This is a genomic window from Streptomyces sp. NPDC049585 (genome assembly GCF_040675615.1).
Lineage (GTDB): Bacteria > Actinomycetota > Actinomycetes > Streptomycetales > Streptomycetaceae > Streptomyces > Streptomyces luteosporeus.
Genome location: NZ_JBFAPE010000002.1, coordinates 307656 through 334467, shown reverse-complemented (window position 1 = coordinate 334467; position 26812 = coordinate 307656). Strand labels below are relative to the sequence as shown.

The following is a 26812-nucleotide window of genomic DNA, read 5'->3' as shown; positions in this document are numbered from 1 at the left end:
GACGCTTGGTGTTCACAGCTCTCCCCGCATCTTTTCCATCAAACTCACCGAGTCTTCAGGGGTGAGCGCCTGTGATCGCAGGATGGCATAGCGGATGTTGAGGTCTGAGACGTCCTTCGGGTCGGACAGCATCACGCTGCCCTTCTGCCCCTCGAAGTACACGAGCCGCCGGTGCTCCTGGGACTCAAGCACGTACATGGCCCCTGCGAGCCCAGCGTGCGTCTCCCTGCGGGTCGGCATCACCTGGATGTCAACGTTGCGAAGCTCCGACAGCTCAATCAGCCGTCGCAGTTGGCCACGCATCACATCTTTTCCGCCGATCCAACGTTCCATGGTGACCTGTTCGAGTACGGCGCTGATCATCGCTGGTGGCGTACGGGTCAGCAGCTGCTGGCGCTCCATGCGAGCAGCTGACCGTTGCTCGATCTCCTCGTCGTCGAGCACCGGCCGTCCGCTGCGGAACACCGCCAATGCGTACTCCTGAGTCTGGAACAGTCCTGGAATCACTTGGTTCTGGTAGATCCCCAGCGATGCACACGCCGCCTCGTACTCCGCGTACTCCTCGAACCAGTCGGGAAACTTCCGCTGCACAATGTGCTTCGCCGCATCCCTCAGCAGCCCATCCGCATCGAGGAGTTCCTCCGCGGCCTCGATCAGCTGGGCGGACGGCCTGCGTCGTCCCTGCTCGACCGAACAGATCAGGTCCACCGAGTACTGCGCCGCCTCCGCCAGCCGCTCGCGGCTGACACCTGCGCGTCTGCGCAGGCCCTGCAGCAGAACGCCGAACATCCGCATCGTCGCCGACCTGGACTGCGCTTGCCTGTCGCCCGACATGTCTTCTCCTCCGGCTTTCCCCGCCAGCCGCCGCTCGACACCCGTCCTCGTACCGCTCCCCCGGCGCGTCGTACACCCGGGATCCGTACGGCGGTTGTCACTGATCAGGCTAGGCGCGATCACACAAAGTGGCGGGCGTGACCAAAGAAAATCCCCCCACAGGTGTCGCGCCCGCCTACCGCCCCGACTGGGTCCCCCTCCGCGGCCACCACCTGTGGCGTTGCGGAGTGCACTTCGACGTCGTGCGCGTGCCCGGCGCGTACGGGCAGGCGATCGCCGCGCGGCTGCGCGAGCTCGTCGGGCCCGGGGATGCCGGGGCGATCGTGTACGAGGAGAAGGGGGGCGGCTGGACGTACTTCCTCCTGCCGCCCGGCAGCGCCGAGGACTACTCCTGGCCCGCGAACGTGGAGCGGCTGAGCGGGCCGCGCACGATCGCGTACATCGGCGTACCGGCCCTACCGGGCACGGGCAACACGTGGCCGCTGAGCTGGTGCTCGCCGCCCACACGGGTGGCGCCGTTCGTCGAGCCGGAGGTGCTGCTCGACGTGCTGCTCAGCCCTCCTGAGCCGCGCGCCGCGACAGGTGCGGGCCGCCGATCTCGGCGGCCATGACGCGGCCGGCCTCCTCGGCGAGCTGCTCTTCCGGGTCGATGGCGTCCGTGTCGAGGCCGTCGAGTTCGGCGAGGGGCTGGTCGAGGCGGACGTGGGCGACGAGGGACTGCAGGGCGCGCAGGCAGGCCGAGGCGGTGGGGCCCCAGTTGGAGAGGTAGGAGAACTGCCACCACCACAGGGCCTCGTTGACGCGGCCGTCGCGATAGTGGGCCATGCCGTGGCGCAGGTCGGTGATGATGTCGGCGAGGTCGTCGGAGATGCGGGAGGCGACGGGCGCGCTGCGCGGCACGTACGGGTCGAAGACCTCGGAGTAGACGTCGATGGGGTCGAGCATGGTGGCGAAGCGCTCGCGGAGTTCGTCGACGTCCGGCTCGGGGCCGACGTCGGGCTCGTAGCGCTCGTCGGGGACGAAGTCCTCGTGGGCGCCGAGCCGGCCGCCGGTCAGCAGGAGCTGGGAGAGCTCCAGGAGCAGGAAGGGCACGGCGCTGTCGGGTTCGTCACCGCGGGAGACCTCGGTGACGGCCACGATGAAGCTCTCGACCGAGTCGGCGATGGAGACGACGAAGTCGTCGGGGTCGCGCTTCGCGTCGTGCAGCGTTGCGTCAGACATCGAGAAGTCTTCTCCCTTCGAAGGCACGCCCCAGCGTGACCTCGTCGGCGTATTCAAGGTCCCCACCCACGGGAAGACCGCTGGCCAGCCGGGTGACCTTCAGTCCCATGGGCTTCACCATGCGCGCGAGGTACGTGGCCGTCGCCTCGCCCTCGAGGTTGGGGTCGGTGGCCAGGATCAGCTCGGTGACCGTGCCGTCCGCGAGCCGTGCCAGCAGCTCGCGGATGCGCAGGTCGTCCGGGCCGACGCCCTCGATGGGGCTGATCGCCCCGCCGAGGACGTGGTACCGGCCGCGGAACTCTCGGGTCCGCTCGATCGCGACGACGTCCTTGGGCTCCTCCACCACACAGATCACGGCCGGGTCGCGGCGCGGGTCCTGGCAGATGCGGCAGCGCTCCTCCTGCGCCACGTTGCCGCACACCGCGCAGAACCGCACCTTCGCCTTGACCTCGGTCAGAGCGTGGGCGAGCCGGCGGACGTCGGCCGGCTCGGCCTGGAGGATGTGGAAGGCGATCCGCTGCGCGCTCTTGGGACCGACGCCGGGCAGCCTGCCCAGCTCGTCGATGAGGTCCTGGACCACGCCTTCGTACACGGATCGGTGCTCCTTCTCGGAAGTTGCCTACGGGGTTGTCAGAAGGGGAGGCCGGGGATGCCGCCCAGGCCCTGGGTCAGCGGGCCCAGCTTCTGCTCCTGCATCTGCTGGGCGCTCGCCGTGGCGTCACGGACGGCGGCGAGGACGAGGTCGGCGAGGGTCTCGGTGTCCTCCGGGTCCACGGCCTTCGGGTCGATGACCAGGCCCTGGAGCTCACCGGCACCGGTGACGGTGGCCTTGACCAGCCCGCCGCCCGCCGTGCCCTCGACCAGGGTGCGGGCCAGCTCCTCCTGGGCCGCGGCAAGGTTCTGCTGCATCTTCTGGGCCTGCTGGAGCAGCTGCTGCATGTTGGGCTGACCACCACCGGGGAACACGATTGGCTCCTGCACTGTCGACGACTACGGCGTACTGCCACTGCGTAGCCGAGCCTACGTGCTCGCCGGGCGGCGCGCCCCACGCCGTGCGAACCGGGTGCCGGGGCCGGCCCCGGCACCCCGCTGACCTGCGGCGTTACTCGTGAGGGATTTCCTCGATGACGGTCGCGCCCAGCTCGCGGACGATCAGGTCGTGGCCGGTGAGGGCGGTGTCGTCGAGGTCCGGATCGTCCTCGGCGGGCATGTCCTCCTCGATCGGCACGGGCGGCGGAGCCGCCGCCTCCGCCTCGCGGTACGGCTGCGCGGGCGGGGCCGTGCGCGCCGGAGGCGCGACAGGGGCGGCCGGAGCGGCGGCCGGGGCCGGCTGCGGCGCGGGGGCCGCGGGGCGGGCGTACGACGCCGACGCCGCGGGCGCGGGGGCACCGCCGGCGGCACCGGCTCCGGCCCCGCCGGAGGGGTCGACCAGCAGCTCCGGGCGCCACTGCAGGCCCAGGTCGCCGAGGGCCTGGCGCAGGACGTCCTCACTGCCGCTGTTGGCGAAGCTGTCGCGGGCACCGGCGGTGGCGAAACCGACCTGCAGGGTGCTGCCGTCGAAGCCGGAGACGTGGGCGTTCTGGCTCAGCAGGATCCACGTGAAACGGCGACGGTTCTTGACCGCCTCCAGGATGTTCGGCCACAGCTGCCGGGCCTGGGTGGCGTCGCCCTGAACGGGCATCGAGGCGGGGGCCGCGGGGGCGGTGCCGCCTGCGGCGGGGGCGGGGGCATGTGCCGCGCCACCTGCGGCGGGGCCGGGCCCCGGCGCTGCCGCCGTGGGCCACGCGCCGGCGGGGGCCGGAGCGCCGCCCGAACCCGGCGCGGCGGCGCCTGCGGCGGGGCCGGAACCGGGTGCGGCGGCCGTGGGCCACGCGCCGGGGCGCGAGCCGCCGCCTTCGGCGGGCGGCTGGGCGGGGCCGGAGGGCGCGCCATCGCCCGTGGGCGCGGAGGCGGCGGGGCCGGAGGCCGCCGTGGGCCACGCACCGGCGCGGGAACCGCCGCCGGCGGTGGGCGGCTGGGCGGGAGCGCCCGCCGAGGGCTGGGAGGCCCCCGTCGGCCACGCTCCGGCCGGCTGGCCGCCCCCGGCGGGGGACGGCGCCGGCTGCTGGGAGGAAGTGGCAGGCCCCTGGCCGGGGCCCGCGGGGCCACCGGCCCCGGTGCCCGGGCCGCCCGTGGTCGGCCAAGCGCCGGACGGCGCGCCCGCAGCCCCCTGGGCCTGGCCCGCAGGGCCACCCGCACCCGCACCCGGACCACCGGTCGTCGGCCACGCGCCGGACGGCGCGCCTGCGGGAGCCTGGCCCGGCGCCGCACCGGCCTGGCCCGCAGGGCCACCGGCACCGGGCCCACCGGCCGTCGGCCAGGCGCCCGACGGCGCGCCCGCGGGAGCCTGGCCCGGCGCCGCAGCGGCCTGGCCCGCAGGGCCGGCCGTGCCCGCCGGCTGCTGGGCCCCCGCCACGGCCGCGCGGGCCGCTGCCGGGCCTGTGAGGCCGGTGGGCAGGGGGGCGTGGGCCTCCGGCCCGGGGACGTACCCGACCGGCGGCATCGCGGTGGCAGGGCCGGCGGCGGCCACCGCGGAGCCCATGCCGCGCTCCAGGCGGTCGAGCCGGGCCCGTACCGACCGCTCGTCGTCGAAGGCGGCCGGCAGCAGCACGCGGGCGCAGATCAGCTCCAGCTGCAGGCGCGGCGAGGTGGCGCCGCGCATCTCCGTCAGGCCCTGGTTGACGAGGTCGGCGGCGCGGCTGAGCTCGGCGGCGCCGAAGACGGAGGCCTGGGCCTGCATGCGCTCGACGACGTCGACGGGGGCGTCGATGAGGCCCTTCTCGACGGCGTCCGGCACGGCGGCGATGATCACGAGGTCGCGCAGGCGTTCCAGCAGGTCGGCGACGAAGCGGCGGGGGTCGTTGCCGCCCTCGACGACGCGGTCGACGACCTCGAAGGCGGCGGCGCCGTCGCCGGCGGCGAAGGCGTCGACGACGGCGTCCAGCAGGGAACCGTCCGTGTAGCCGAGGAGGGACGTGGCCATGGCGTATGTCACACCGGCCTCGTCGGCACCGGCCAGCAGCTGGTCCATGACGGACATGGAGTCACGCACGGAACCGGCACCGGCGCGCACGACCAGGGGCAGCACGCCGTCCTCGACGGGGATCTTCTCCTGCTCGCAGACCTGCGCCAGGTACTCGCGCAGGGTGCCCGGCGGCACCAGCCGGAACGGGTAGTGGTGGGTGCGCGAGCGGATCGTGCCGATGACCTTCTCGGGCTCGGTGGTCGCGAAGATGAACTTCAGGTGCTCCGGCGGCTCCTCGACGACCTTCAGCAGGGCGTTGAAGCCCGCCGAGGTGACCATGTGGGCCTCGTCGATGATGTAGATCTTGTAGCGGCTGGAGGCGGGGCCGAAGAAGGCCTTCTCGCGCAGCTCGCGGGCGTCGTCGACGCCACCGTGGGAGGCGGCGTCGATCTCGATCACGTCGATGGAGCCCCGGCCGTTGCGCGCCAGGTCACGGCAGGACTGGCACTCGCCGCAGGGCGTGGGCGTCGGCCCGTTCTCGCAGTTCAGACAGCGGGCGAGGATGCGGGCACTGGTCGTCTTGCCGCAGCCGCGCGGCCCACTGAACAGGTACGCGTGGTTGACCCGGTTGTTCCGCAGCGCCTGCTGCAGCGGGGTGGTGACATGCTCCTGCCCGATGACCTCTGCGAAGGACTCGGGGCGGTAGCGGCGGTAGAGCGCGAGGGACGACACACCTACGACGATATCGGGCCCCACTGACAAGTGGCTTCCGTCACAGATTCCGCTCACCGGCACACGGGGCGCAGCGGCCCCGGACGACCCCGGGAAACACAAGGGCCCCCCACGCACCCGCCAGAGCCCACTTACCCTTGCTGCCTTCCGGCCCTGGGGGAGTTGGGTGAGATAGCGCCACGTGAGGGGCTTGGCCCCAAGCCTAGCGGATGCCGGGGCATGCTCGGCCACCCCCACCCACCCGAGGACCCCTCCGGACCCCCTCGCCGGGAACAGGTTCGCGAGCACTGCCCGGAGTCTTGTATTGTTTGCGGCGGAGGATTCGCCTAGAGGCCTAGGGCGCACGCTTGGAAAGCGTGTTGGGGGCAACCCCTCACGAGTTCGAATCTCGTATCCTCCGCCAGTGCCTCACCGGGCACTACCGAAGGCCCCGACCGGGAAACCGGCCGGGGCCTTCGGCGTTCCCGCGGGCGCCGCCTCCGTGGACAGGACGTTTGGTGGAGCGCCATGGCCCTCTGCCATCATCTGCCCAAGGTCACCGGGTCAGCTTCGGAGAGATCGATGGATGCCTCACTTGGACAGTTAGTGGCCACTGCCGTCGCCCAGGGTGCTCCGGGCCTGCGTGGGCTGCGCGGCGAGAGGTGACCGATCGTTCCGCGAGTGCGCAGCCCTCGTCCGAGCGGACCGACAACGAGATCTCCGGCAGCTCGCGCATCGGGGGCAATGCCTATCAGGCCAGGACCATCCACTTCGGCGGTCGCTCGGTGGGACTCACCCTCGTGTCCCTTGCGCTCGTTGCAGCGCTCACCGTGGTCGTCATTGTGGTCACCCGAGGGGGCGGCGAGCAGCGTCACCCGGCGGCGGCTTCCACGCCGACCACGGCAGTGGTGACACCCCCCACCACCGCTTCCAGCGTCACGCCCACGCCCGCGCCCACTCCCTCGCAGGCGGCGCCGAGCGCAGCCGCGTCGGCGGCCGCCGGCTCCCAGCCGAGGGACGCCCCGGCGCCCAAGCCCACGACGGGCAGTGTCCCGTTCGCGGGGCCCAACCTCTACTGCGGAAACTGGCGGTCAGCGAAGCAGTCGGCGAACCTGAAAGTCGCCTCTTGCGTCCAGGTGAACCCGTCCGCCTCCAGCGCGACCTTCGGCGTCATGGTGAAGAACGTCGGCAGGACCCAGGTCGTCGCGCGCGCCCTCGTCCAGACCGTGGGCCTGGGCGCACCGGAGTGTCCGCAAGGGCGGTACTCGCCGACGAACCTGCGGATCGACCCCGGGGGAATCTGGTTCAGCGACCTTGCCCGGTGCGCCGTAGGAGGGCTGAACCGCAAGGACTTCCAAGCCGTCGGATTCGCGATCGAAGACCCCGACGGCACCGGCGACATCCAGCAGGGTGCTGCGGTGTACTCGGTCCATCCTTCCCTGAAGGACGGGCAACTGAAATGCAAGATCAACGAAGTCTGGACGTCCTGCGCCCCGGCCGCCTACCCCCCGAACGACTGATCCACCGCCCCGAGCCGGAGCCCCGCCCGGCCGTCGCTACGATCGCGCGCCATGGACTGGCTCGAGCGCACCGCCAAGCTGAAGCAGTGGTCCCGGAGCGGGGTGCGGGCGCCGCACAAGCCGTTGCTGTTGCTGTACGCCCTGGGGCGGTATCAGCAGGACGCCGACGGGGAGCTGCGGTACAGCGTCGTGGAGGAGGATCTGAAGCGGCTGCTGGTCGAGTACGGGCCGGGCAACCCGACCACGCCCGCGTACCCCTTCCATCACCTGGTCAGCGACGGCGTGTGGGAGGTGCGTACCGATCACGGGCCGGGCAGTCCTGGGACCGGGGTTCGGGATCTGCGCACTGCAGGCGCTGCCGGGCGGTTGGTGCCGGAGTTGCGGGCGGCGTTGCGGCGGGAGCCGGCGTTGCTCGGGCGGATGGTGCGGGTGCTCCTCGACCAGAACTTTCCGCCCTCCCTTCACGAGGAGTTGTGCGAGGCCGTCGGGATCTCGCTGGAGCCGGTGGTCGCACGTCGGCAGCGGGATCGGCGGATGCGGGAGCTGGTGCTGACCGCCTACGAGTACCGGTGCGCCTTCTGCGGGTACGACGGCAGGATCGGCGCCGTACCCGTCGGGCTGGAGGCCGCGCACGTGCGGTGGTGGGCTTTCGGCGGGCCCGACGAGGTCGGCAACGGGGTGTGTCTGTGTTCACTGCACCACAAGCTCTTCGACAAGGGCGTCCTCGGCATAGGTGAGGGCCACCGCATCCTGGTCTCGCAGCGCTTCGTCGGGCACAGCGCCGCCGCCCGCGAGCATGTGCTGGCGCTCGCGGGGCGGCCGCTCATCGGGCCGCAGGCGGGCACCTCGCCCGTGGAGGCGGCGCATCGGGCCTGGCATATCGGACAGGTCTTCCACGGTTCCGCGCGGCCCGCCGCCTGACCGGTATCGAGGAGGCCGAGCCCGTACACCGGCGGTGCCGGTGTACGGGCCGTGGGCGTCGCCGCTACCTGCGCACCGCGCACGTGGCAGTAGCCGTGCGGGACGGGTCGCTCTCCGAGCGGGCCGTCAGGGTGATCGTGCCCGTGCGGGTGGCGTCGGAGCGGGCCTGGACCGCGACGTCCACGGGGACCGTCGCGCCGGCCCGGGTCGTGGCCAGGCGGTTGGGGAGCCAGGCGGACCAGCCGCGGCCGGCCGTGGTGGCCGACAGGCGGTAGATGTCGTCCGACGCCGGCCGGCCGGTGTTGGCGAGGGCGAAGGTGCACAGGGCCCGGCCGCCGGCCGGGCGGCCGCGGGCGGTGCCCTGGGCCAGGGCGACGCCCCGGGCCTGCGGGCCGGCGCCGTCGAGGGACTTCACGCCGATGTCGTACGAGAGCACGCCGCTCGCGTCCCGCTGGATGTTCAGCACGTAGAAGTGCAGGCGGTTGGCCGCGTCCACGTACTCGTACGCGCTGCCGGAATCGGCGCCCGCATGGAAGAGGGCATCGCTGAGCTGCCGGTAGTCCCCCATGGTGATCTTCTGTGGGGTGCCGTCGGGGCGGATGAAGTCGAGCATGCCGATGTCTTCGGGGTGGGCGTCGATCACCCAGGCGAAGGGGGCACGGTCGGCGTTCTTGGTCTTGCTGATCAGCACGCCGTTGTCGGGGGTGAAGGAGTCCATGCCCATGCGGTCGACGACCTCGACGGTGTAGTTGTCGTAGCCGCCGCCGTCGCACAGCGGGTCGGTGGCGCGGTCGCAGGACGGCGACAGGTCGCGACCCATGGTGATGTTGACGCCGGTCAGGCCCTTCTCGCCGGGCGGGGCGGAGCGGGCGGTGACGCGGGCGACGACGAGGCCGGAGTCCTTGAGGGCGTCGCGGTCCAGGTGCAGGACGTTCTTCTCGTCGACGATGCCGAGCTTCATCTTGTCGCGCAGCACGTGCTGGGCACCCATCGAGCCGCCCGCGGTGGCCGGGATCCGCCAGCGCGTGTGCGGGCCGCCGGGCCCGTTGAAGGAACCGCGCGAGAGCATGCCCCAGATGCCGGTGTACGAGCGGCTCAGCGGGGTGCCATAAGGGTTGTTGTAGTTGTCGCCGATGCCCAGGATGTGGCTGAGCTCATGGGCGAAGGTGGCCATGCCGGAGCTCTCGGCCTGCGTGGAGGAGCCGTTCGCGGCGTTGGGCCAGATGCGGGCCGCCGCCTGCCAGGACGTCCACGGCACGTACCGGGTGGCGGCCGCGTTGAGGCCGGAGGCCAGCGGCGAGGGCGGGCCCCAGGTGGCGGGCACGTCCGCCGCGCCGCGGAAGCGCATCGGTCCGAACTCCTGCCACGCCGACGACTCGTCGACGCCGGCGGTGAGGTAGTAGATGAAGTCGAACGAGCCGGCCTTGTCCGCGCCCACGTCCGCGACCCAGGCGCGCTTGCCGTCGGCGCGGATGTCCTTGCCGCAGGTGTCGCCGACCGGGCAGGCGCCGGGGTTCATGCCGGGCTCGATGCCGTACTGGTACGACTTCCACGGCATGCGGTAGACGCCGAAGGACGTCAGCTGGACGCCGAGGCGCCCGCCGGAGTCCTCCATCCAGTACTCGTTGATGGTGTGGCCGTGGTTGAGCGCGCCCGGCTTGTTGAGGAAGTCCTCGTAGAACTTCGGCACTTGTGCCCGCGGAATGCCGGAGGCGCTCGGCAGCGGATTGCCGAACTTCGCGGCGCCCGCCGCCTTGGTGACGGAGAAGTCCTCGTCGGGGTAGTCGAGCAGCACCAGCGCGCCCCGGAACGTGCGCTGCGTGGGCTTGGTGGCGGGGTTCGCCCAGTCCGTGCCGGGCACGGCGCGGTACTCGGACCAGGTCATGGCGTCCGGGTTGCGCCAGTGCTGCGGGTCGACCGGCTGGACGAGCGGCGGCCGGCCGCGCCCCTGGTCGGCGGGCGCGGCCCCGGCGGGCCCGGCGGCGACGGCGGCCGCCAGGAGGCCGAGGAGCGCGGCGAGGAAGGCCGGGCGGCCTAATCGGAGGATGTGGGTGGGGGTGCGTCTGCTTCGGGGGTGCATTGTCACCTCTCGGCTGGTCAACGCGACTGGTGCACACACCAGTTGCTCGCGCTGACGGTAGAGCCGGGGGTGAAGTGATGCCAGAGCTCCTACGGGACATTCGTGAACTGCGGGGTCCCCACGACCTCCAGCAGCGCCAGCCGGCTCGCCGTGTCGCTGCCCGGCGGCGGCGTGTACAGCACCAGGCGCTGGTCGCCCTCCGGCGCCAGCAGGACCTGGCAGTCCAGCTCGACCGGCCCGATCAGCTCGTGCAGCACCCGGACGCGGCTGTGCCGGCGCACGGCCACCTCGTGCAGCTCCCACAGCTCACATCGAGGACGCCGGCGAGGGCCCGGTGGACCTGCTCGGCTTCTCGATGGGCGCCCCCGTCGTCGCGGCCGCCGCGGCCCTGCGCCCCGATCTGGTGCGCCGGCTGATCCTGGTCGCCGGGTGGGCGCACACCGAGGGCGACGAGTACCTGCGCAACTTCTTCGCGGTGTGGCAGCGCCTGGGCGGCGCGGACCCCGAGGCCTTCGGGCGGTACGTGACGATGACCGGGTTCAGCCGCGGATTCCTCAACGCCACAGGCCGCGAGCAGGTCGAGCAGATGGTGCCCAACCTGCCGCCCACCCCCGGCACCCTGCGCCACGTCGACCTCGACACCCGCATCGACGTACGCGAGCACCTGCCCCGCATCCAGGCCCCCACCCTCGTCGTGGCCGGCACCCAGGACGCCACCGTGCCGGCGGAGCACGGCCGCGCGCTGCACGCCGCCATCGCCGGCAGCACGTACGCCGAGATCGACGCCGGGCACGTGATGTTCTTCGAGCGACCGGACGCGTTCGTCAAGCTCGTGCAGGAGTTCATCACCGACTCGCAGTGAGGAGCGCGCCGCGCCGTGACGTGCGGCCCGCACCCCCAGGGGCGATCATCGGGGCATGGACCGTGCGCTGCACCTCGCCCAGCAGGACGAGGCCGACGAGCTGCTCTCGCGCAGCCCGCTGGCCGCGCTGGTGGGCATGCTGCTGGACCAGCAGATCCCCATGGAGTGGGCCTTCACCGGGCCGTACACCCTCGCGCAGCGGCTCGGGCGCGACGACCTCGACGCGCACGAGATCGCTGCGTACGACCCCGAGGCCCTCGTCGAGCTGTTCTCGCGCAAGCCGGCCGTGCACCGGTACCCGGGGTCGATGGCCAAACGGGTGCAGCAGTTGTGCAAGTACTTGGTCGAGCATTACGACGGCGAGGCGAGCGCCGTGTGGCAGGACGCGGCGAGCGGGCCGGAGCTGCTGGGGCGGCTGGTGGACCTGCCGGGCTTCGGCAAGCAGAAGGCACAGATCTTCCTCGCGCTGCTGGGCAAGCAGTTCGGGGTGCGGCCGCAGGGCTGGCGGGAGGCGGCCGGGGCGTACGGCGAGGAGGGCTCGCACCGGTCGGTCGCCGACATCACCGGGCCGGAGTCGCTGGAGAAGGTCCGTGCCTACAAGCAGGAAGTGAAAAGAGCCGCCAAGAAGGCAGGGGTCAAGAAGGCGTGAGGGGCCGAGCGCGGCCGACGGCGCGTCGCACCGCGGGTCGGCACCGGCCGCCGGGAGACTGGGCCCCATGAGCAGCCCCAAAGCATTCCTCGAAGGCGGCCCGGACGACCTGCCGTCGCGGACCGTCCCCATCGTCCCCCCGGGCGTCGAGCTGAAGATCCCGCACCGCGGGGGGTACGAGCACTTCAAGGTCACGCCCCGGCACACGGACACCGAGGAGGGCCGGCTGACGGTCTTCGAGTGGTACGAGCGGACGGAGATCGCCGAGTAGGCCCCGGTCGCCGGTCACCCGTCACCGAATCACCGTCGGCGGCGCGTCGTCCCGAAGACGGAACGCGTGATCTCGCGGCCCAGCTGGGTGCCCACGGAGCGCGCGAGGGACTTGAACATGCCGCTGCCGACGACCTGTTCGAGAAGGGAGGGTTCCGCGCGCTGCGCGGGGCCCTCCGAGGGCCGCTCCGGCGCGGGCGCCGGCGGTTGCGCGGCGGTGAGCTTCTCGTACGCCGATTCCCTGTCCACAGCCTGTGCGTAACGTTCGTACAGCGGCGACATCCGCACCGCCCCCGCCAGGGCCGTCGCGTCCACCGGGCCCATCAGCGAGCAGGGGGCGCGCAACCGGGTGGCCGCCACCGGCGTGGGGGCGCCCTGCTCGCCCAGCACGGTGACCACGGCCTCGCCCGTACCGAGCCCGGTCAGCACCTCTTCGAGGTCGTACGGGGAGACGGGGAACGTCCGCACCGTCGCCTTCAGGGCCTTCGCGTCGTCCGGGGTGAAGGCGCGCAGCGCGTGCTGCACGCGGTTGCCGAGCTGGCCGAGGACGTCGCCGGGCACGTCCTTGGGCGACTGCGTCACGAAGAAGACCCCCACGCCCTTGGAACGGATCAGCCGGACGGTCTGCGTGACCGACTCCAGGAATTCCTTCGAGGCGTCGTCGAAGAGCAGATGGGCCTCGTCGAAGAAGAACACCAGTTTCGGCTTGTCGAGGTCACCGACCTCCGGCAGACCGTGGAAGAGGTCGGCGAGCAGCCACATCAGGAACGTGGAGAACAACCGCGGCCTGTCCTGGACGGCGGGCAGCTCCAGTACGGACACCGTCCCCCGCCCGTCGGCGGCCGTGCGCAGCAGGCCGGCGCTGTCGAACTCGGGCTCGCCGAAGAACGCGCCGGCGCCCTCCTGCTCGAAGGCCGTGAGCGAACGAAGGATCACCCCCGCGGTCTGGGTGGACAGCCCGCCGATGTCCCGCAGCTCCGGGCGGCCCTCGTCGGAGGTGAGGAAGGCGACGACGGCCCGCAGGTCCTTCAGGTCGACCAGCTCCAGGCCCTTGGCGTCGGCGTAGTGGAAGATCAGGCCGAGGGACTGCTCCTGCGTGCGGTTCAGCCCCAGCACCTTGGACAGCAGGACGGGCCCGAAGTCGGTGACCGTCGCCCGTACCGGGATCCCCGCGCCGAGGCCCCCGAGCGCATAGAACTCCGCCGGACAGGCCGCCGGGGCCCACTCCTGACCCACCTCCGCGGCCCGCTGCCGCACCTTCTCGCCGTCGACGCCCGGCGCGGAGACGCCGGAGAGGTCGCCCTTCATGTCGGCGAGGAAGACCGGCACCCCCTGGGCGGAGAGCTGCTCGGCCATCAGCTGCAGCGTCTTCGTCTTGCCCGTGCCGGTGGCGCCGGCGACCAGGCCGTGCCGGTTGAGCACGGACAGCGGCACCCGGACGGGGGCCTCCGGGTGGCATGCACCGTCCCAGAGCACGGCGCCCAGCTCCAGGGCCGGGCCGGAGAAGGCGTATCCCGCGGCGATTTCGCTCAGGGGTTCCATCCATCACTCCCGGTATACGACTGATTGTCACCATCGCACTCCCGCGCCGTGGCTGCGCTCGGAGCCGCTCGCCCGGTAGGCTTTCCGTGTGATCTTCAAGCGCATCGGAAACGGGCGGCCGTACCCCGACCACGGCCGGGAAAGCACCCGCCAGTGGGCGGATGTTGCCCCTCGCCCGGTACGCCTTGACCAGCTGGTGACCACCAAGCAGCAGCTCGACCTGGAGACGTTGCTCGCCGAGGACTCGACGTTCTACGGGGACCTCTTCGCCCACGTCGTGAAGTGGCGGGGCGACCTCTACCTGGAGGACGGGCTGCACCGCGCCGTGCGCGCCGCGCTCCAGCAGCGCCAGGTGCTGCACGCGCGCGTCCTCGAACTGGACTGACGCATGCGCCGCCCCGTTGGCCCTTTCGGGTAGGGGTCCGCGCAACCCATTGATCATCTAGTAGGCAGCGACCGCACCCCGCACTACGCTGCGTCCATGAGCATGCTCACGCCCCCCGGCATGGGGGGCAAGTACCGCATCACGGGCAACAGGTTTCCCCACATGCGCCGGCCGCCCAACCGCCGCCGGATCGTGCTCGTCAGCGCCGCCGCGGCCGTGGTGCTGGGGCTCACCGGATGGGGAACGCTCCAGCTCGTCGACGTCTACGGCGGCTTCTCCGGCAGCAGCCAGGACACTGCCGCCGCCCGGACGGCGGTGAAGGAGAAGAAGAGCGGCGACTGCAAACCCGGCGCCGGCGCCCCGCCGGTCAAACGGGCCGACCCCAAGCCGCTGCCCAAACCCGGCGACATCACCGTCAACGTCTACAACGCCACCCCGCGCGGCGGCCTCGCCAAAATCACGGCGGACGAACTCGAACGCCGCGGCTTCCGCATCGGCCAGGTGGGCAACGCCCAGGCCGACTACGACAAGAAGGTGCCCGGCATCGGCATCCTCCTGGGCAACCAGGCCGCCGTGGACGGGGCGCTGAAGGTCCTCGGCACGCAACTCGCCGGCACCGAGGTGCACGCGGACGAACGCGAGGGCCAGGACGTCGACCTCGTCCTCGGGGCGGGCTACCAGGCGCTCGCGCCGAAGGAGGAGGCGGACAAGGCGCTGACCGCGCTGGAGGAGGGACAGCCGGTGCCCTCGCCGTCGGCACCGGCGGCTCCCTCGTCCGCGCCGGCGGACAAGAAGGCGAGCCCCGCCGCGAAGTGCTGACGCGGCGGGGCTTTGCAGTTGCCTGTGTGCGGGCGCGCTGTGGCTTGTCGCGCCCACGCGGCGCAGCCGCGGATCGGACACCGCCCCGCGCCCCTTCCGGGGCGCCGCAGTGCCGTGCCGGCGGCTCGGCTCAGCCCGCGGTGCCGTACATGCGGTCGCCCGCGTCGCCCAGGCCCGGGACGATGTAGCCGTTCTCGTTGAGGCGCTCGTCGACGGAGGCGGTGACCACGGTCACCGGCGCACCGGCGAGCTCGCGCTCCATGACCTCGACGCCCTCCGGGGCGGCCAGCAGGCACAGCGCGGTGACGTCGTCGGCGCCACGGTCGATCAGCTCGCGGATCGCCGCGACGAGGGTGCCGCCGGTGGCGAGCATCGGGTCCAGGACGTAGACCTGGCGGCCGGAGAGGTCCTCCGGCATGCGGGTGGCGTAGGTCTCCGCCTTGAGGGTCTCCTCGTTGCGGATCATGCCGAGGAAGCCGACCTCGGCCGTCGGAAGCAGCCGGACCATGCCGTCGAGCATGCCCAGGCCGGCCCGCAGGATCGGCACCACCAGCGGCCGCGGGTGCGACAGCCGCACGCCGGTGGTCGCGGTGACCGGGGACTCGATGTTGACCTGCTCGGTCCGCACGTCGCGCGTGGCCTCGTAGGCGAGCAGGGTGACCAGCTCGTCGGCGAGGCGCCGGAAGGTGGGGGAATCGGTGCGCTTGTCGCGCAGGGTGGTGAGCTTGTGCGCCACCAGGGGGTGGTCGACGACGTGGATCCGCATGACATCGACATTAACCGAGCTTCACGGCCCGGGCGCCCGCCCGGACCCCGTCGGTGCTCTGCCGGCCCGGAGGCATCAAACCACCACCAAGGGGGAAAGTGGGCACGTACGCCCGGTCTGTCGCCGGGCGAGGACCTCGGCACGAGGTGGTGCTGTCCATGGCTGGGCGTGAGAAACGGGAGTCCATAGAGCCCGGGTCCGGGCCGCGACGCGGCCCGGGCGAACGACGGGAACGACGCGAGAGCGGGGCGCGCACGGGGCGCGCGGCGCGCGGGGAGGGCGCGGGCGAACCACGCCGCGAGGAGATCTTCGAGCGGCGCCGGGCGCAGCGCGGCCTGCCGGAGGGACGGAGAGAGCCCCGGGCGGGCGCCGCGGACGGGGACGACCCCGGCGGGGCGGACGCCGGCCCGGAGAGCGCCGAGGACCGCCGGCGGCGCCGGGCGCAGTTCCTCCGAGAGCTGAACGAGGCCAGGGAGCTGCGCGACCGGGTGCAGCCGCGCCGGGCCCGGGCGGCCCGGATGCGCCAGCAGATGCGGATGCGGACCTTCCGGTGGTGAGCCCGCCAGCGGCCCGCCGCCCCCAGGTCACGCCCGTACGGCGCCCTCCCGGGCCCCACGTGAGCGACATCTCTCGGACTGCTGCACGACGCAGCGCGGAAGACCTCTCGCAACGCCCCGGTTTCTGCCACGATTCCGAGTGGGCGGGGTGGTTCCCCGTCCGGCCCGGCACCGCCTATGACCAGTGGGAGAGTCACGGTGTACTTCGCCGCATTGCTCGCGCGCACCGAAGACGGTTGGGAAGCGAGCGACACAGAACTCGACGATGTGGAGACCCTGGCCGACCTCGTCGACCTCGCCCGGGAGAAAGCGGTCGAGGACGACACCGTCGTCGCCCTCATCGAGCAGGAGGACACCTGGTTCGCCGTCGTGCGGGTGGACGGTGAGGACGACCCGCGCGTCTATGTCTCCAACGCCTCCGTCGCCGCCCGCAGCTCGTACGGGGCGATGCTCGTCGACGAGCTGACCGGCCGCGAGGAGGACGGCTCCGACGACCTCGACGCCCTGGACCTCGACGGCACCGAGGAGGGCGAGCCGGAGCCGGAGGAGGACGACGAGGACGGCGAGGCCGCCGGCGACGTCGTCCCCCACGGGCCGCTGGGCGACGCCGAGCTCCTGGCCGACCTCGGAGTGGGCGCGAAGGAACTGCTGGCCATGGAGGGCGACGCGCTCAACGACATCGCCGCCCTCCTGGGCTGCAGCGAGATCCTGGAGGCCGTGCGCTGACGACCCGGCCCGCCGGGCCGGTGGGCCGCCGCCCCGGCGGCCCACCGGCCGGGACCGGGTCGCCTTCACCCACACTGGTGCCATGAACGAAGCCGCCGACCGGAGTGCCGACCGGAGTGCGCCCACCGCGCCAAAGCCCGCCCCCGACCCCGTACGCGACCCGTGGCTCGCCCCCATGCGGGCCGCGCTCGCCGAGGCCGAGCGGGCCCCGGACACCGGCGACGTACCGGTCGGCGCGGTGGTCCTCGGCCCCGACGGCTCCGTGATCGGCCGGGGCCGCAACGAGCGCGAGGCCACCGGCGACCCCACCGGCCACGCCGAGGTGCTGGCCATCCGCGAGGCCGCCCGCGCCGTCGGCGAGTGGCGGCTGTCCGGCTGCACGCTGGTCGTCACGCTCGAACCGTGCACGATGTGCGCGGGCGCGATCGTCCTCTCCCGCCTGGACCGCGTCGTCTACGGCGCGGCCGACGAGAAGGCCGGCGCGGCCGGCTCCCTGTGGGACGTCGTCCGCGACCGCCGCCTCAACCACCGCCCCGAAGTGATCCCGGGGGTGCTCGACGAGGAGTGCGCCGGACTCCTCACGCGCTTCTTCCGCGGAGGCGACCGGGGAGGCGATGCGGGAGGCGATCCCGGAGGCGATCGGGGAACCGATTTCGGAAGACGGCACCCCGTCCGCTAAGCTTCCTCTCGGTAGCGTGTCCGAGCGGCCGAAGGAGCACGCCTCGAAAGCGTGTGAGGGGGCAACTCCTCCGTGGGTTCAAATCCCACCGCTACCGCCAAGGATCACCCCCGGACCGCGCGAGCGGGCCGGGGGTGATCTGCGTTTGCCTGACGGCGTGTCGGGTTATGTACGAGTACGTGCATTTCAGATCATTTGCACCGCCACGGGCAGCGAAAGTGGTCGACTCATGACCCTGCGCTTCCACGTCCTCGGCCACGTACGGGCCGACCGGGACGGCCAGCCCCTGAAGCTGGGCTCCCCCCAGGAACGGGCGGCCCTCGCCCTCCTGCTGCTGCGCCGCGGGCGCACCATGAGCACCCCCGAGCTGATCGACGCCCTGTGGGGCCAGGACCCACCGCACCGGGCCACCGACACCCTGCGCGAGTACGTCACGCACCTGCGCGCCGTCGTCGAACCCGAACGGGCGCCCCGGGCCCGCGCCAGGATCCTCGTCTCCACCGGCACCGGCTACGCCCTGCACGTCCCCGACGACGCCCTCGACGCGGCACTCTTCGACCGGCGCCTGGCCGCCGCCGCGCACGCCCGCGCCGCCGGCGACCTCACCGCGGCCCACGAACACCTGGCCGCCGCCCTGGCCGCGTGGGAGAGCGGCACCGCCCTGACCGGACTGCCCGGACCCGGCGTGGACCGCGAACGCGAACGCCTGCGCGCCCTGCACACCGGCGCCCGCGAGGACCTCCACGACTGCGCCATCGCCCTCGGCCGGCACGCCGACGCCATCACCGGGCTGCGCGCCCTCGCCACCGAGCACCCCCTGCGCGAGCGCACCCGCGCCCTGCTCATGCTCGCCCTGCACCGCGCCGGCCGGCAGGCCGAGGCCCTGGCCGTCTTCACCGAGACCGCGCGGCTGCTCGCCGAAGGCGGCGGCCCCGGGCCCGGATCGGAACTCGTCCGCCTCCACGAGCAGGTCCTGGCCGGCGACCCGGCCCTCGCCCCACCGCAACCGGGCCCGGTCGCCCGGTCGGCCACCACCGCCCCGCGGCACGGCGCGGACCGGCTGCCACCCGAGCCGCCCTCCGGCTTCACCGGCCGCGACGAACTCGCCGCCACGATCCGCACCGCCCTCGCCGGCGACGGCGCCCGCGTCGTCGTCCTCACCGGACCCGGCGGGGCCGGGAAGAGCGCACTCGCCGTCCACGTCGCCCGGGCGCTGCGCGCCCGCCACCCCGACGGGCCGCTGTGGGCCGACCTGCGCGGCACGCGCGCACTGCCGCCGGACGCGGGCGCCGTCCTCGCCCACCTCCTGCACGACCTCGGCATCACCGACGCCGCCCTGCCGCACGGCACCGACCGCAGGGCCGCCCTCCTGCGCTCCCTGCTCGCCGAACGCCGCACCGTGCTCCTGCTCGACGACGCCCACGACGAACAGCAGGTCCTCCCCCTGCTCCCCGGCGCCACCGGCTGCGCCGTCCTCGTCACGAGCCGGACGCCCCTGCAGCTGCCCGGGGCGCGGACGGTCGAGGTAGGCCCCCTGGAGGAGAAGGACGCACTCCGGCTCCTGGCCGCGGTGAGCGGCAGCGACACGACGGGCCCGACCGCCCCCGCGGCCGCCGTGGTGGCGGCCTGCGAGGCGCTCCCCCTGGCCGTACGCATCGCCGGCGGGCGACTGGCGGAACGTTCCGCCTGGACGCTGGCCGACGTGGCCGCACGCCTCGACGAGGAACGGGCCCGCCTGCAGCACCACGGCGCGTGCGCGGACACGGCGGTCGAGGCGGCACTGCGCGTCGGCTACGAGGCCCTGGACAGGGCGGCGGCAGGGGCCCTGCGCTTGCTGTGCGTCCCGGACGCGGACCACGCGGACGCGGCGACGGCCGCGGCACTGCTCGGGACGGCGGCGGAGGCGCCGGAGGCGCCGGGGGCGCCGGGGATGCCGGGGGCGCCGGGGGCGCCGGGGGCGCTGGGGGCGCTGGGGGCGCTGGGGACGGAGGCGGGGACGGAGGCTGGGGTGCCCGGGGGTGCCGGGAGTCCTGTTGCGGCGTCGGCAGCCGCCGGGATGGCGGGCGCCGGGACGGGCGTGGCCGGGACGGCCGTAGGCCGGGCTCCGGCCACCGGTACGCCGACGGACGCCGGAACGCCGGGCGTCGGGACGGGCGTGGCCGGGACGCCGGGCGCCGGGACGGCCGTGGACCGGGCTCCGGCCACCGGTACCCCGGCCGCGCCCCGGCACGGCGTGCCCGGGGGTGCCGGGACAGCCAGGGCCATCGGATCCACCGAAGCCCCCGGCACCCCCGACGAGGAGGACGCGGTCGAGGCCGCCGCGTGCGTAATCGCCTCGCTCGTCGGCTCCGGGCTGTTGGAGCCGTTGGGCTCCGGGCGGTACCGACGGCATGCGCTCGTCGAGGACTTCGTGCGCCGGGAGAGCGATCGCAGTGACAGTCCCGTCGTGCGCGAGGCCGCCCTGGTGCGGCTCGCCGGGCATCAGCTCGCCACCGCCGTCGGCGCCCTGCAGCACCTGCGGCCCGGCAACGTCGTACCCCGTCACCTGCTGCACGAGGCCGCTCCTGGCGGCGGTCTGCCGTTGTCGGGGGCCGCGGCCGCGCGCCGGTGGGTGCACGAGGTGCAGGCGCAGGTGCTCGCCACCGTGCGGCAGGTGCTGGACGCGGCCACCGACGCCGCGCTGCCCCTCGCCGTCGACCTGCTGACCGTATGGGGTGAACTCACCCCCGCCGCGGACCTGCAGGCCCCCGCCCGGCAGGCCCTGGAACGGGCCCGCCGCGGCGGCGACGACGCGTGCGCGGCCCGTGCGCTGCGGCTCGTCGCCGCGCCCCGGCCCGGCGCCGACACCTACGAGCGCGCCGAGCGCGAACTGCGGGCGGCCCTGCGGTGGGGCGAGGCAGCCGGCGACGCGCTCGCGCCCCTGCTCACGGGCCGCCAACTGGCCCTCGTCCTGCTGGAGCTGGGCCGCCCCGAGGAGGCACTGCCCCTGCTGGTGCGCGCCGAGGAGCGCCTGCGGGAGGACGGCGCGCAGGCAGACGCCGCCGAGGCACTGGCCGAGGCGGCCGGGGCGTACGTGGCGGTGGGGCGCACCGAGGAGGCGCTGCACGCCGTCGACCGGGCCACGGCCCTGGTGCGGGAGGCCGGCGGGCCGCCGGCCGTCCTGGCACGGGTGCTCGCCGAGTCGGGCCGCGTCCACCTGCGGGCCGGCCGTTCGGCCGCCGCGGCGGACCGGATGCGCGAGGCGCTGGAGACGGCCGGCCCGGAGGGGGCCGACCCGCGCTGGGAGGCCCTCGTACGGGCCCGGCTGGCCCAGTGCCGGCTGGCGCAGCTGCGGCACCGGGAGGCGATCGCGGCCGCGGACGCGGCGCTGGCGGCGGAAGCGGTGCTGGGGGACGCGCACATCCGTGCGCTGGCGCTGGCGGCGCGCGGGCGGGCGCAACTTGCTCTGGGCGAGCCGCGGCTTGCGTGGGGGGCGTTGCGGGAGGCGCACGAGTTGCTGACGCGGCGGGGTGCGGCGGAGGCCGCGGACGTGGCGGCGGTGCTGGCGGAGGAGTTCGCGGCGGGGTGACGGCGCGGACTCCTTCCTGTGCGGGCGCGTCGTGGCTCGTCGCGCCCACGCGGCGCCGCCGCGCACGGCCTGGGCCCTGTCCGGCGGATCGTCGTCACGCGCCACCACGGCGCCCCGTCAGGGGCGCGGGACCCCTAGTCGATGTGCGGCTGCCGCCGCGTGGGCGCGACAAGCCACGACGTGCCCGCAGACGGGGTGCTGCGCTTCGCCCCGGCGCGTCGACTGCGGGCCGTCGCCGGCCGATCGCGCCCACACGGCGGCAGCCGCAGATCGACACCGTCCCGCGCCCCTACGGGGCACTGCATGATCCGCCGGACACGCCCCAGGGGCGCGCAGCCGGCCTACGCCGGCACGCTGCCGGCGACCGGGGCCGGGAAGTCGTCGATCCAGCGGAACGCCGGTTCCGCGCCGGAGATGCGGATCACCTTCGAGACCATCGCCCCGCCCCGCACCACCCGCAGGCACCCCCCGCCCCGCAGCGCCCGCGCCCGGACGCGGAGGAGCAGGCGGACGCCGCTCGCGTCCAGGAACGTCACTGCGCGCAGGTCGACGACCAGGTCGCGGCAGCGTGCCGCGAGTGCTTCCATGCGCGGGCCGAGCACCTGCTCGGCCAGGATGTCGATCTCTCCCACCAGTTCCATGACGACCGCTCCTCCGACCACGCGTTCCCGCATGGTGAAGGCGAGCTCGTGCACGCCCATGGCGAACCTCACCGCCCTCCCTCATCGGGCACATCGTGTGCCCTTGTGGTGCCCCGGGAGTGGGCGGATTTCACCTGTCCGGCGGCATCGGGAAAAGCGCGGAAGCCCCGGCTCCGGACCCGTGCGCGAAATGGTCCGGAGCCGGGGCTCCCGGCGGTTGGTGCACGGGGGAGGCGGCGCAAGGGGCGAGCCGCCTCCCCCGACGAGGACACGGTCTCCGGCACGGGCCGCGGTCGGGGGGATTCGCGCGGCCCGGCCCCGCAGTGAGGCCGTATCCCGAGGTCCGGGGGATTCCTGCCAGATCCCCGGACCGGTCTCCATCCTCCGCCTGCGCCCGCGTTGCGGAGCCCGGCGAAGGGCCCGGCCCATAGGGCCGAAGGTCCTTAAATGCCGCGTAAGGGAGTGAAACGCGACACGACGGTCCGACACGCCGCCAATTTTCGGCCATCCGTTCGTTCGCACGGATGCACGGATAGACTCACGCGACCGCACAGGGGACGGCAGCAGGGGAGGCAGTGCGCGGTGCAGACGAAGAAGGTCGTGCTCTGGGGCCTGGGCATCTTCGTGGCGTACACGATCATCCACTCCCCCGCCCGGTCGGCCGAGCTGGTGCAGATAGGGTTCGAGGGCATTTCGGACGCCGCCAAGAACATCGGCGAGTTCATGACCCAGCTGATCAGCTGAGAGGACGAGGACGCCTGTGATCCGCCACCTGGTGCTGTTCAAGCTCGACGAGGGCGTGGAGCGCGACGACCCGCGTGTCGTCGCCGGCGTGCGCGCCTTCGAGGGACTGGGCGAGGCCATCGAGGACCTGCGCTCCTGGGAGTGCGGCTGGAACGTCTCCGACCGGCCGATCGCCTACGACTACGCCATCAACTGCTCCGTCGAGGACACCGACGCGCTGCAGCGCTACCTGGACCACCCGGCCCACCAGGCGGGCGTCGCCCAGTGGCGCGAATTCGCGACCTGGGTGATCGCCGACTACGTGTTCTGACCCGGCCCGGTACGCGGCGCCCGCCCGGTCCCCGCACCGGAGCGCGCCGGTCCGTCGCTCTTCACCGCCCCTCACCGCCTCGGTGGGGGGCGGTTTTTGACGTCAACACGGCTTTATGCGGTGCTTGCACACTACGGACATGTCTTGTGATGCTATGACCGCTTTTGCCGGATGAGTTGATCGAATTTGACCGCGAAGGGGTGGTGACCGTGCCGGCCCGTACAGCGCCCGAAGCCCCCCTCCGGCGCGATGAGCCCACCGACGAAAGGGACGCCGAGCAGCCGCACGCCGACGGGGTGCCGGACGAGCGCGGGGAGGACTCCGCGCAGCCGGCCGCGCCCGCCGGCCGTACCCGCGAGGGCCGCGGCGCCGACGCGCGCGCCCTGACGCAGGTGCTCTTCAAGGAGTTCGTGAAGCTCCAGCCCGGCACGCCGGAGCACGCCCGCGTGCGCGCCGCCCTGATCGAAGCCAACCTCCCGCTCGTGCGGTACGCCGCGGCGCGCTTTCGCAGCCGCAACGAACCCATGGAGGACGTGGTGCAGGTGGGCACCATCGGGCTGATCAACGCGATCGACCGCTTCGACCCCGACCGGGGCGTGCAGTTCCCGACGTTCGCCATGCCCACCGTGGTCGGTGAGATCAAGCGCTACTTCCGCGACAACGTGCGCACCGTGCACGTGCCGCGGCGCCTGCACGAGCTGTGGGTGCAGGTCAACGGCGCCACCGAGGACCTGACGGTGCTGCACGGCCGCTCGCCGACCACCGCCGAGATCGCCGAACGGCTCAACATCGCCGAGGAGGAGGTGCTGGCCTGCATCGAGGCCGGCCGCTCCTACCACGCCACCTCCCTGGAGGCCGCGCAGGAGGGCGACGGCCTGCCCGGCCTGCTCGACCGGCTCGGCTACGAGGACCCCGCGCTGGCGGGGGTCGAGCACCGCGATCTGGTGCGCCACCTGCTCGTACAGCTTCCGGAGCGGGAACAGCGCATCCTTCTGCTGCGCTACTACAGCAATTTGACGCAGTCGCAGATCAGCGCGGAGCTGGGGGTGTCGCAGATGCATGTGTCCCGGCTACTCTCACGGAGCTTCGCCCGTCTGCGCTCCGCAAATCGAATCGATGCCTAACCCCTACGGGTGACAGCCCCCCGGTGACATGGGGAAGATATATCGACTTGGCGCTACAGCGTGTTGCCGACATGTGACATTCTGCAGGAACTGCGTTTGCCACAGCGCAGCCTCCGGTATTCAGGTGGAGGCTGAATCCCTCGTGCGAGGGCGCCGCTGTGACCCGTCCGCGACCTCAAGGGGGTGGCATGTCCGTAGACCTGGGCAGCGCGAAGGTGCTCGCCAACGACGCACCGCAGGCGGCTCCGCAGACCGTGCTCGACAACTGCGAAGCCATCGACACCCGCACCCTCTCCCGTTCGTTGTTCCTGCGGCTGGCCACCCTGGAGCCCGGCAGCGCCGAGCGGGCGTACGTCCGTGACACCCTCATCGAGCTCAACCTCCCCCTCGTGCGCTACGCCGCTGCGCGTTTCCGCAGCCGCAACGAGCCCATGGAGGACATCGTCCAGGTCGGGACGATCGGGCTGATCAAGGCGATCGACCGGTTCGACTGCGAACGCGGGGTCGAATTCCCGACGTTCGCCATGCCCACGGTCGTCGGCGAGATCAAACGCTTCTTCCGCGACACCAGCTGGTCCGTGCGCGTGCCGCGCCGCCTGCAGGAGCTCCGGCTCGCCCTCACCAAGGCCAGCGACGAGCTCGCACAGAAGCTCGACCGCTCCCCCACCGTGCCGGAACTGGCCGTGTGCCTCGGCGTCTCCGAGGAGGACGTCGTCGACGGCCTCGCCGTCGGCAACGCCTACACCGCCAGCTCCCTGGACTCCCCCTCCCCCGAGGACGACGGCGGCGAGGGCTCGCTGGCCGACCGCCTGGGCTACGAGGACACGGCGCTGGAGGGTGTGGAGTACCGCGAGTCCCTCAAGCCACTGCTGGCCAAGCTGCCCGCGCGCGAACGGCAGATCATCATGCTGCGGTTCTTCGCCAACATGACGCAGTCGCAGATCGGCGAGGAGGTCGGCATCTCCCAGATGCACGTCTCCCGGCTGCTGACCCGCACGCTGGCGCAGCTGCGCGAGGGGCTCATCTCCGACTGAGTCATGTACAGCTGACGTACCGTCAGCGACACTGGGTCGATGCGACGGAAGACGCTCGTCTCCGCTTCGGCCGCCGCGCTCTGGCTCGGGACGGCGGGCGCCCTGGGCGCCCTCGCCACCGGCTGCGACAGCGCTGCCCGTGACGGCTACGTCGCCGCAGGGGACGCCGGCCCCGGCGGCAACGTGCCGCCGCAGGACGGCGTACGGTACGTGCCGCTGCCGTCGTCATCGCCGTCGCCGGTGCGCGTCACGGCGACGCCGACGCCGGCTCCGACGCCGAGCCCCACGGTGCGCCGCACCGTACCGGCTCCCCGTTCCGTCCCGCCCACGCACCGGCCGGTTCCGGCTCCCGCCACGAGCGGGGGCGCGAGCCCCACGAGGAGCAGCGGCAGCCGTACACCCACGGCTGCGCCGCAGCCCTCCCCTTCCCCGCCTGCTTCCCCGCCTGCGCTACAGGTGAGCGCACCGCGCCGGGAGGCCGCCGACGACCGCTGGTGCGAGCAGGTCGCGCTGACCTTCACGAACACGGGCGGCGGCCCGATCACCGAGGGCACGGTCACCCTGGGGACGCATGTCCTGGGCCTGTGGGGCGAGATGGACTGGACGACCGTGACCACGACCCGCCCCCTGCCCGCCCCGCTCGCCGCGGGCGAGGTGGTGGAGGGGAAGTGGACGGTGTGCGTGGACGCGTGGCGCGTCCTGCCGGGGATGTGGATCGAGACGCGTGACGTGACCGTCGATTGGCGCTAGGCCGTGTCCGGCGGATCGTGCAGTGCCCCGTAAGGGGCGCGGGGCGGTGTCGATCTGCGGCTGCCGCCGCGTGGGCGCGACAAGCCACGACGCGCCCGCAGATTGCCCGGGCCCCGGGGCAGTACGTCGACTGCAGGCCGTCGCCGGCTGATCGCGCAGTTCCCCGCGCCCCTACGGGGCGCACCCCGCGTGCCGCTAACCCAGCGCCAGCCAGGCCGCGCCCGCCACGAGGGCGATCGCGACGATCACGCCGAGGAGGACGCCCACGCGCCCCCCGCCGCCGTCGCGGCGGCGTCCGTGCGTCGCGGGCGCCGTGGCGCGCGGCGCGCCCGGCGCCGCCGGTGCGGCCTCGTCGACGAAGGCGCGGAACATCTGCGTGCTGCCCGCCGGGTCGTAGGGGCCGTCCTGGTGGGCTTGGGGATGCTGCGGGTTGGCCATGGGCCAGGACCCTAGCGAAGCCGGGGCGGCGCCGGGCCGCGGGGCTGCCGCTTTACGGCCACTCGGGCAAGCCTTGGGGTTTCTTTTACCCGATTTTCCTACTTTTCGTTTGCCTTCAGCAACCAATCTTTCTTACAGTTGCCTGAAGCAACCTAAAGTCCGAGGAGCAGGCCCATGGCCGCACAGGAGCAGTACGAAGAGCTGGCCCGCCAACTCAGTGCCATCGGCGCCGTCAAGCGCGGCCTGAGCCGGAGCCTGCCCCAGGACTGCCACCCGGCCACCGCGATCATGCTCGCCCTGCTCAAGCAGGACGGCGACATGCGCATGAGCCGCCTCGGCGAGCTGATGGCCGTCGACGCGTCGGTGACCAGCCGGCACGTCGCCCACGCCGCCGAGCGCGGCTGGCTCGACCGGCGGGCGGACCCCCTCGACCGGCGGTCCCGGCTGCTGAGCCTCACCCCCAGCGGAGAGGCGTTGCTGGAGGAGGTGAGCCGGCGCTACACACAGGCGCTGGCCACCGCTCTGGAGGACTGGTCCGACGACGACGTCGGCCACCTCATCGGCCTGATGAAGCGGCTGCGCACCAGCTTCGGGGACTGCCGTCCCCGTACGCCCGCGGCCGCCACCCGTACGCCCGTCTGACACCCCCACCGAGAA

At 73.1% G+C, this 26812-nt stretch carries 28 protein-coding genes, 2 tRNA genes, 1 other RNA gene and 1 pseudogene; 20 read left to right on the top strand and 12 right to left on the bottom strand.

Going from position 1 to position 26812, the window contains the following annotated elements; translation table 11 throughout:
- Window positions 1-12: 12 nt before the first annotated feature.
- Window positions 13-834 (bottom strand): helix-turn-helix transcriptional regulator, encoded by an 822-nt coding sequence (locus AB0K17_RS03875; protein WP_365981997.1) that lies wholly within the window; start codon window positions 832-834, stop codon window positions 13-15.
- A 137-nt stretch (window positions 835-971) separates the two neighbouring features.
- On the opposite strand from AB0K17_RS03875, the gene AB0K17_RS03870 reads away from it, so the two are divergent.
- The gene (locus tag AB0K17_RS03870; RefSeq protein ID WP_365981996.1) at window positions 972-1445 is read left to right on the top strand and encodes a hypothetical protein; all 474 of its coding nucleotides are present in this window, start codon (window positions 972-974) and stop codon (window positions 1443-1445) included.
- On the opposite strand, the gene AB0K17_RS03865 is transcribed toward AB0K17_RS03870, so the two are convergent.
- The 5 genes from AB0K17_RS03865 to ffs all read right to left on the bottom strand — a co-directional run bounded on the left by AB0K17_RS03865 (window position 1387) and on the right by ffs (window position 5984).
- Window positions 1387-2055, bottom strand: a complete 669-nt coding sequence (locus AB0K17_RS03865; RefSeq protein WP_365965127.1) for a DUF5063 domain-containing protein — start codon at window positions 2053-2055, stop codon at window positions 1387-1389. The genes AB0K17_RS03870 and AB0K17_RS03865 overlap by 59 nt on opposite strands.
- Window positions 2048-2647 carry a recombination mediator RecR gene (gene recR / locus AB0K17_RS03860; protein WP_365965126.1) on the bottom strand — a complete coding sequence of 200 codons (600 nt, stop codon included), beginning with the start codon at window positions 2645-2647 and terminating at the stop codon, window positions 2048-2050. The genes AB0K17_RS03865 and recR overlap by 8 nt, the downstream gene beginning before the upstream one ends.
- Window positions 2648-2685: 38 nt before the next feature.
- Window positions 2686-3021 carry a YbaB/EbfC family nucleoid-associated protein gene (locus AB0K17_RS03855; RefSeq protein ID WP_365965125.1) on the bottom strand — a complete coding sequence of 112 codons (336 nt, stop codon included), beginning with the start codon at window positions 3019-3021 and terminating at the stop codon, window positions 2686-2688.
- 136 nt (window positions 3022-3157) lie between these two features.
- The gene (locus tag AB0K17_RS03850; RefSeq protein ID WP_365981995.1) at window positions 3158-5791 is read right to left on the bottom strand and encodes a DNA polymerase III subunit gamma and tau; all 2634 of its coding nucleotides are present in this window, start codon (window positions 5789-5791) and stop codon (window positions 3158-3160) included.
- 98 nt (window positions 5792-5889) lie between these two features.
- Window positions 5890-5984, bottom strand: an RNA gene (gene ffs / locus AB0K17_RS03845) — signal recognition particle sRNA small type.
- Between the two features lie 122 nt (window positions 5985-6106).
- Here ffs and AB0K17_RS03840 point away from each other — a divergent pair.
- The 3 genes from AB0K17_RS03840 to AB0K17_RS03830 all read left to right on the top strand — a co-directional run bounded on the left by AB0K17_RS03840 (window position 6107) and on the right by AB0K17_RS03830 (window position 8211).
- Window positions 6107-6194 (top strand) — tRNA-Ser (locus AB0K17_RS03840).
- Window positions 6195-6432: 238 nt separating this feature from the next.
- Window positions 6433-7290, top strand: a complete 858-nt coding sequence (locus AB0K17_RS03835; protein ID WP_365981994.1) for a hypothetical protein — start codon at window positions 6433-6435, stop codon at window positions 7288-7290.
- Between the two features lie 51 nt (window positions 7291-7341).
- On the top strand, window positions 7342-8211 hold the full coding sequence (locus tag AB0K17_RS03830) for a phosphorothioated DNA-binding restriction endonuclease (protein ID WP_365981993.1): 870 nt from the start codon (window positions 7342-7344) through the stop codon (window positions 8209-8211).
- A gap of 64 nt (window positions 8212-8275) precedes the next feature.
- Here the strand turns inward: AB0K17_RS03830 and AB0K17_RS03825 are convergent, their stop codons facing one another.
- On the bottom strand, window positions 8276-10291 hold the full coding sequence (locus AB0K17_RS03825) for a M6 family metalloprotease domain-containing protein (protein WP_365981992.1): 2016 nt from the start codon (window positions 10289-10291) through the stop codon (window positions 8276-8278).
- 89 nt (window positions 10292-10380) lie between these two features.
- Window positions 10381-10548: a hypothetical protein gene (locus tag AB0K17_RS03820; RefSeq protein WP_365965153.1), complete on the bottom strand. Its 168-nt coding sequence runs from the start codon at window positions 10546-10548 to the stop codon at window positions 10381-10383.
- On the opposite strand from AB0K17_RS03820, the pseudogene AB0K17_RS03815 reads away from it, so the two are divergent.
- The 3 genes and pseudogenes from AB0K17_RS03815 to AB0K17_RS03805 form a co-directional block, all read left to right on the top strand.
- A pseudogene (locus tag AB0K17_RS03815) lies at window positions 10527-11153 on the top strand (alpha/beta hydrolase); the annotation flags it as partial. The gene AB0K17_RS03820 and the pseudogene AB0K17_RS03815 sit on opposite strands and share 22 nt — an antisense overlap.
- 55 nt (window positions 11154-11208) lie before the next feature.
- Complete coding sequence (locus AB0K17_RS03810) at window positions 11209-11802, top strand: HhH-GPD-type base excision DNA repair protein (RefSeq protein WP_365965121.1); 594 nt, start codon at window positions 11209-11211, stop codon at window positions 11800-11802.
- 67 nt (window positions 11803-11869) lie between these two features.
- Entirely contained in the window at window positions 11870-12073 is a 204-nt protein-coding gene (locus tag AB0K17_RS03805) for a DUF5988 family protein (protein WP_365965120.1), read from the top strand.
- 29 nt (window positions 12074-12102) lie between these two features.
- Here AB0K17_RS03805 and AB0K17_RS03800 read toward each other — a convergent pair whose 3' ends face one another.
- On the bottom strand, window positions 12103-13614 hold the full coding sequence (locus AB0K17_RS03800; protein WP_365981991.1) for a helicase HerA-like domain-containing protein: 1512 nt from the start codon (window positions 13612-13614) through the stop codon (window positions 12103-12105).
- Window positions 13615-13702: 88 nt separating this feature from the next.
- Between AB0K17_RS03800 and AB0K17_RS03795 the strand changes: the two genes are divergently transcribed.
- Both AB0K17_RS03795 and AB0K17_RS03790 read left to right on the top strand, forming a co-directional pair.
- A complete protein-coding gene (locus AB0K17_RS03795) occupies window positions 13703-13999 on the top strand; it encodes a type II toxin-antitoxin system VapB family antitoxin (RefSeq protein ID WP_004929488.1) in 297 nt (98 codons plus the stop codon).
- A gap of 96 nt (window positions 14000-14095) precedes the next feature.
- Complete coding sequence (locus tag AB0K17_RS03790; RefSeq protein WP_365981990.1) at window positions 14096-14818, top strand: LytR C-terminal domain-containing protein; 723 nt, start codon at window positions 14096-14098, stop codon at window positions 14816-14818.
- A gap of 130 nt (window positions 14819-14948) precedes the next feature.
- Here AB0K17_RS03790 and upp read toward each other — a convergent pair whose 3' ends face one another.
- A complete protein-coding gene (gene upp / locus AB0K17_RS03785) occupies window positions 14949-15584 on the bottom strand; it encodes a uracil phosphoribosyltransferase (protein WP_365965117.1) in 636 nt (211 codons plus the stop codon).
- 335 nt (window positions 15585-15919) lie between these two features.
- On the opposite strand from upp, the gene AB0K17_RS03780 reads away from it, so the two are divergent.
- The 5 genes from AB0K17_RS03780 to AB0K17_RS03760 all read left to right on the top strand — a co-directional run bounded on the left by AB0K17_RS03780 (window position 15920) and on the right by AB0K17_RS03760 (window position 21114).
- On the top strand, window positions 15920-16141 hold the full coding sequence (locus AB0K17_RS03780) for a hypothetical protein (RefSeq protein ID WP_365965152.1): 222 nt from the start codon (window positions 15920-15922) through the stop codon (window positions 16139-16141).
- A 198-nt stretch (window positions 16142-16339) separates the two neighbouring features.
- Window positions 16340-16867, top strand: coding sequence for a hypothetical protein (locus AB0K17_RS03775; protein ID WP_365965151.1), 528 nt, complete (start codon window positions 16340-16342; stop codon window positions 16865-16867).
- An 82-nt stretch (window positions 16868-16949) separates the two neighbouring features.
- Window positions 16950-17546 (top strand): tRNA adenosine(34) deaminase TadA, encoded by a 597-nt coding sequence (gene tadA / locus AB0K17_RS03770; RefSeq protein WP_365981989.1) that lies wholly within the window; start codon window positions 16950-16952, stop codon window positions 17544-17546.
- A gap of 10 nt (window positions 17547-17556) precedes the next feature.
- Window positions 17557-17646, top strand: a tRNA-Ser gene (locus AB0K17_RS03765).
- Window positions 17647-17775: 129 nt separating this feature from the next.
- The gene (locus AB0K17_RS03760; RefSeq protein ID WP_365981988.1) at window positions 17776-21114 is read left to right on the top strand and encodes a BTAD domain-containing putative transcriptional regulator; all 3339 of its coding nucleotides are present in this window, start codon (window positions 17776-17778) and stop codon (window positions 21112-21114) included.
- 341 nt (window positions 21115-21455) lie between these two features.
- Here the strand turns inward: AB0K17_RS03760 and AB0K17_RS03755 are convergent, their stop codons facing one another.
- Window positions 21456-21827, bottom strand: a complete 372-nt coding sequence (locus AB0K17_RS03755) for an STAS domain-containing protein (protein WP_365965114.1) — start codon at window positions 21825-21827, stop codon at window positions 21456-21458.
- 510 nt (window positions 21828-22337) lie between these two features.
- On the opposite strand from AB0K17_RS03755, the gene AB0K17_RS03750 reads away from it, so the two are divergent.
- The 5 genes from AB0K17_RS03750 (at window position 22338) to AB0K17_RS03730 (ending at window position 25717) form a co-directional block, all read left to right on the top strand.
- Entirely contained in the window at window positions 22338-22499 is a 162-nt protein-coding gene (locus tag AB0K17_RS03750) for a hypothetical protein (RefSeq protein ID WP_365965113.1), read from the top strand.
- A gap of 16 nt (window positions 22500-22515) precedes the next feature.
- A complete protein-coding gene (locus tag AB0K17_RS03745; RefSeq protein WP_344433155.1) occupies window positions 22516-22809 on the top strand; it encodes a Dabb family protein in 294 nt (97 codons plus the stop codon).
- 296 nt (window positions 22810-23105) lie between these two features.
- Window positions 23106-23933 (top strand): RNA polymerase sigma factor SigF, encoded by an 828-nt coding sequence (locus AB0K17_RS03740; protein ID WP_365982050.1) that lies wholly within the window; start codon window positions 23106-23108, stop codon window positions 23931-23933.
- Window positions 23934-24121: 188 nt separating this feature from the next.
- On the top strand, window positions 24122-24967 hold the full coding sequence (locus tag AB0K17_RS03735; protein ID WP_365965112.1) for an RNA polymerase sigma factor SigF: 846 nt from the start codon (window positions 24122-24124) through the stop codon (window positions 24965-24967).
- Window positions 24968-25006: 39 nt separating this feature from the next.
- A complete protein-coding gene (locus tag AB0K17_RS03730) occupies window positions 25007-25717 on the top strand; it encodes a hypothetical protein (protein WP_365981987.1) in 711 nt (236 codons plus the stop codon).
- A 195-nt stretch (window positions 25718-25912) separates the two neighbouring features.
- On the opposite strand, the gene AB0K17_RS03725 is transcribed toward AB0K17_RS03730, so the two are convergent.
- Window positions 25913-26155 carry a hypothetical protein gene (locus tag AB0K17_RS03725; RefSeq protein ID WP_365981986.1) on the bottom strand — a complete coding sequence of 81 codons (243 nt, stop codon included), beginning with the start codon at window positions 26153-26155 and terminating at the stop codon, window positions 25913-25915.
- 174 nt (window positions 26156-26329) lie between these two features.
- On the opposite strand from AB0K17_RS03725, the gene AB0K17_RS03720 reads away from it, so the two are divergent.
- Complete coding sequence (locus AB0K17_RS03720) at window positions 26330-26797, top strand: MarR family transcriptional regulator (protein WP_365981985.1); 468 nt, start codon at window positions 26330-26332, stop codon at window positions 26795-26797.
- Window positions 26798-26812: the final 15 nt, after the last annotated feature.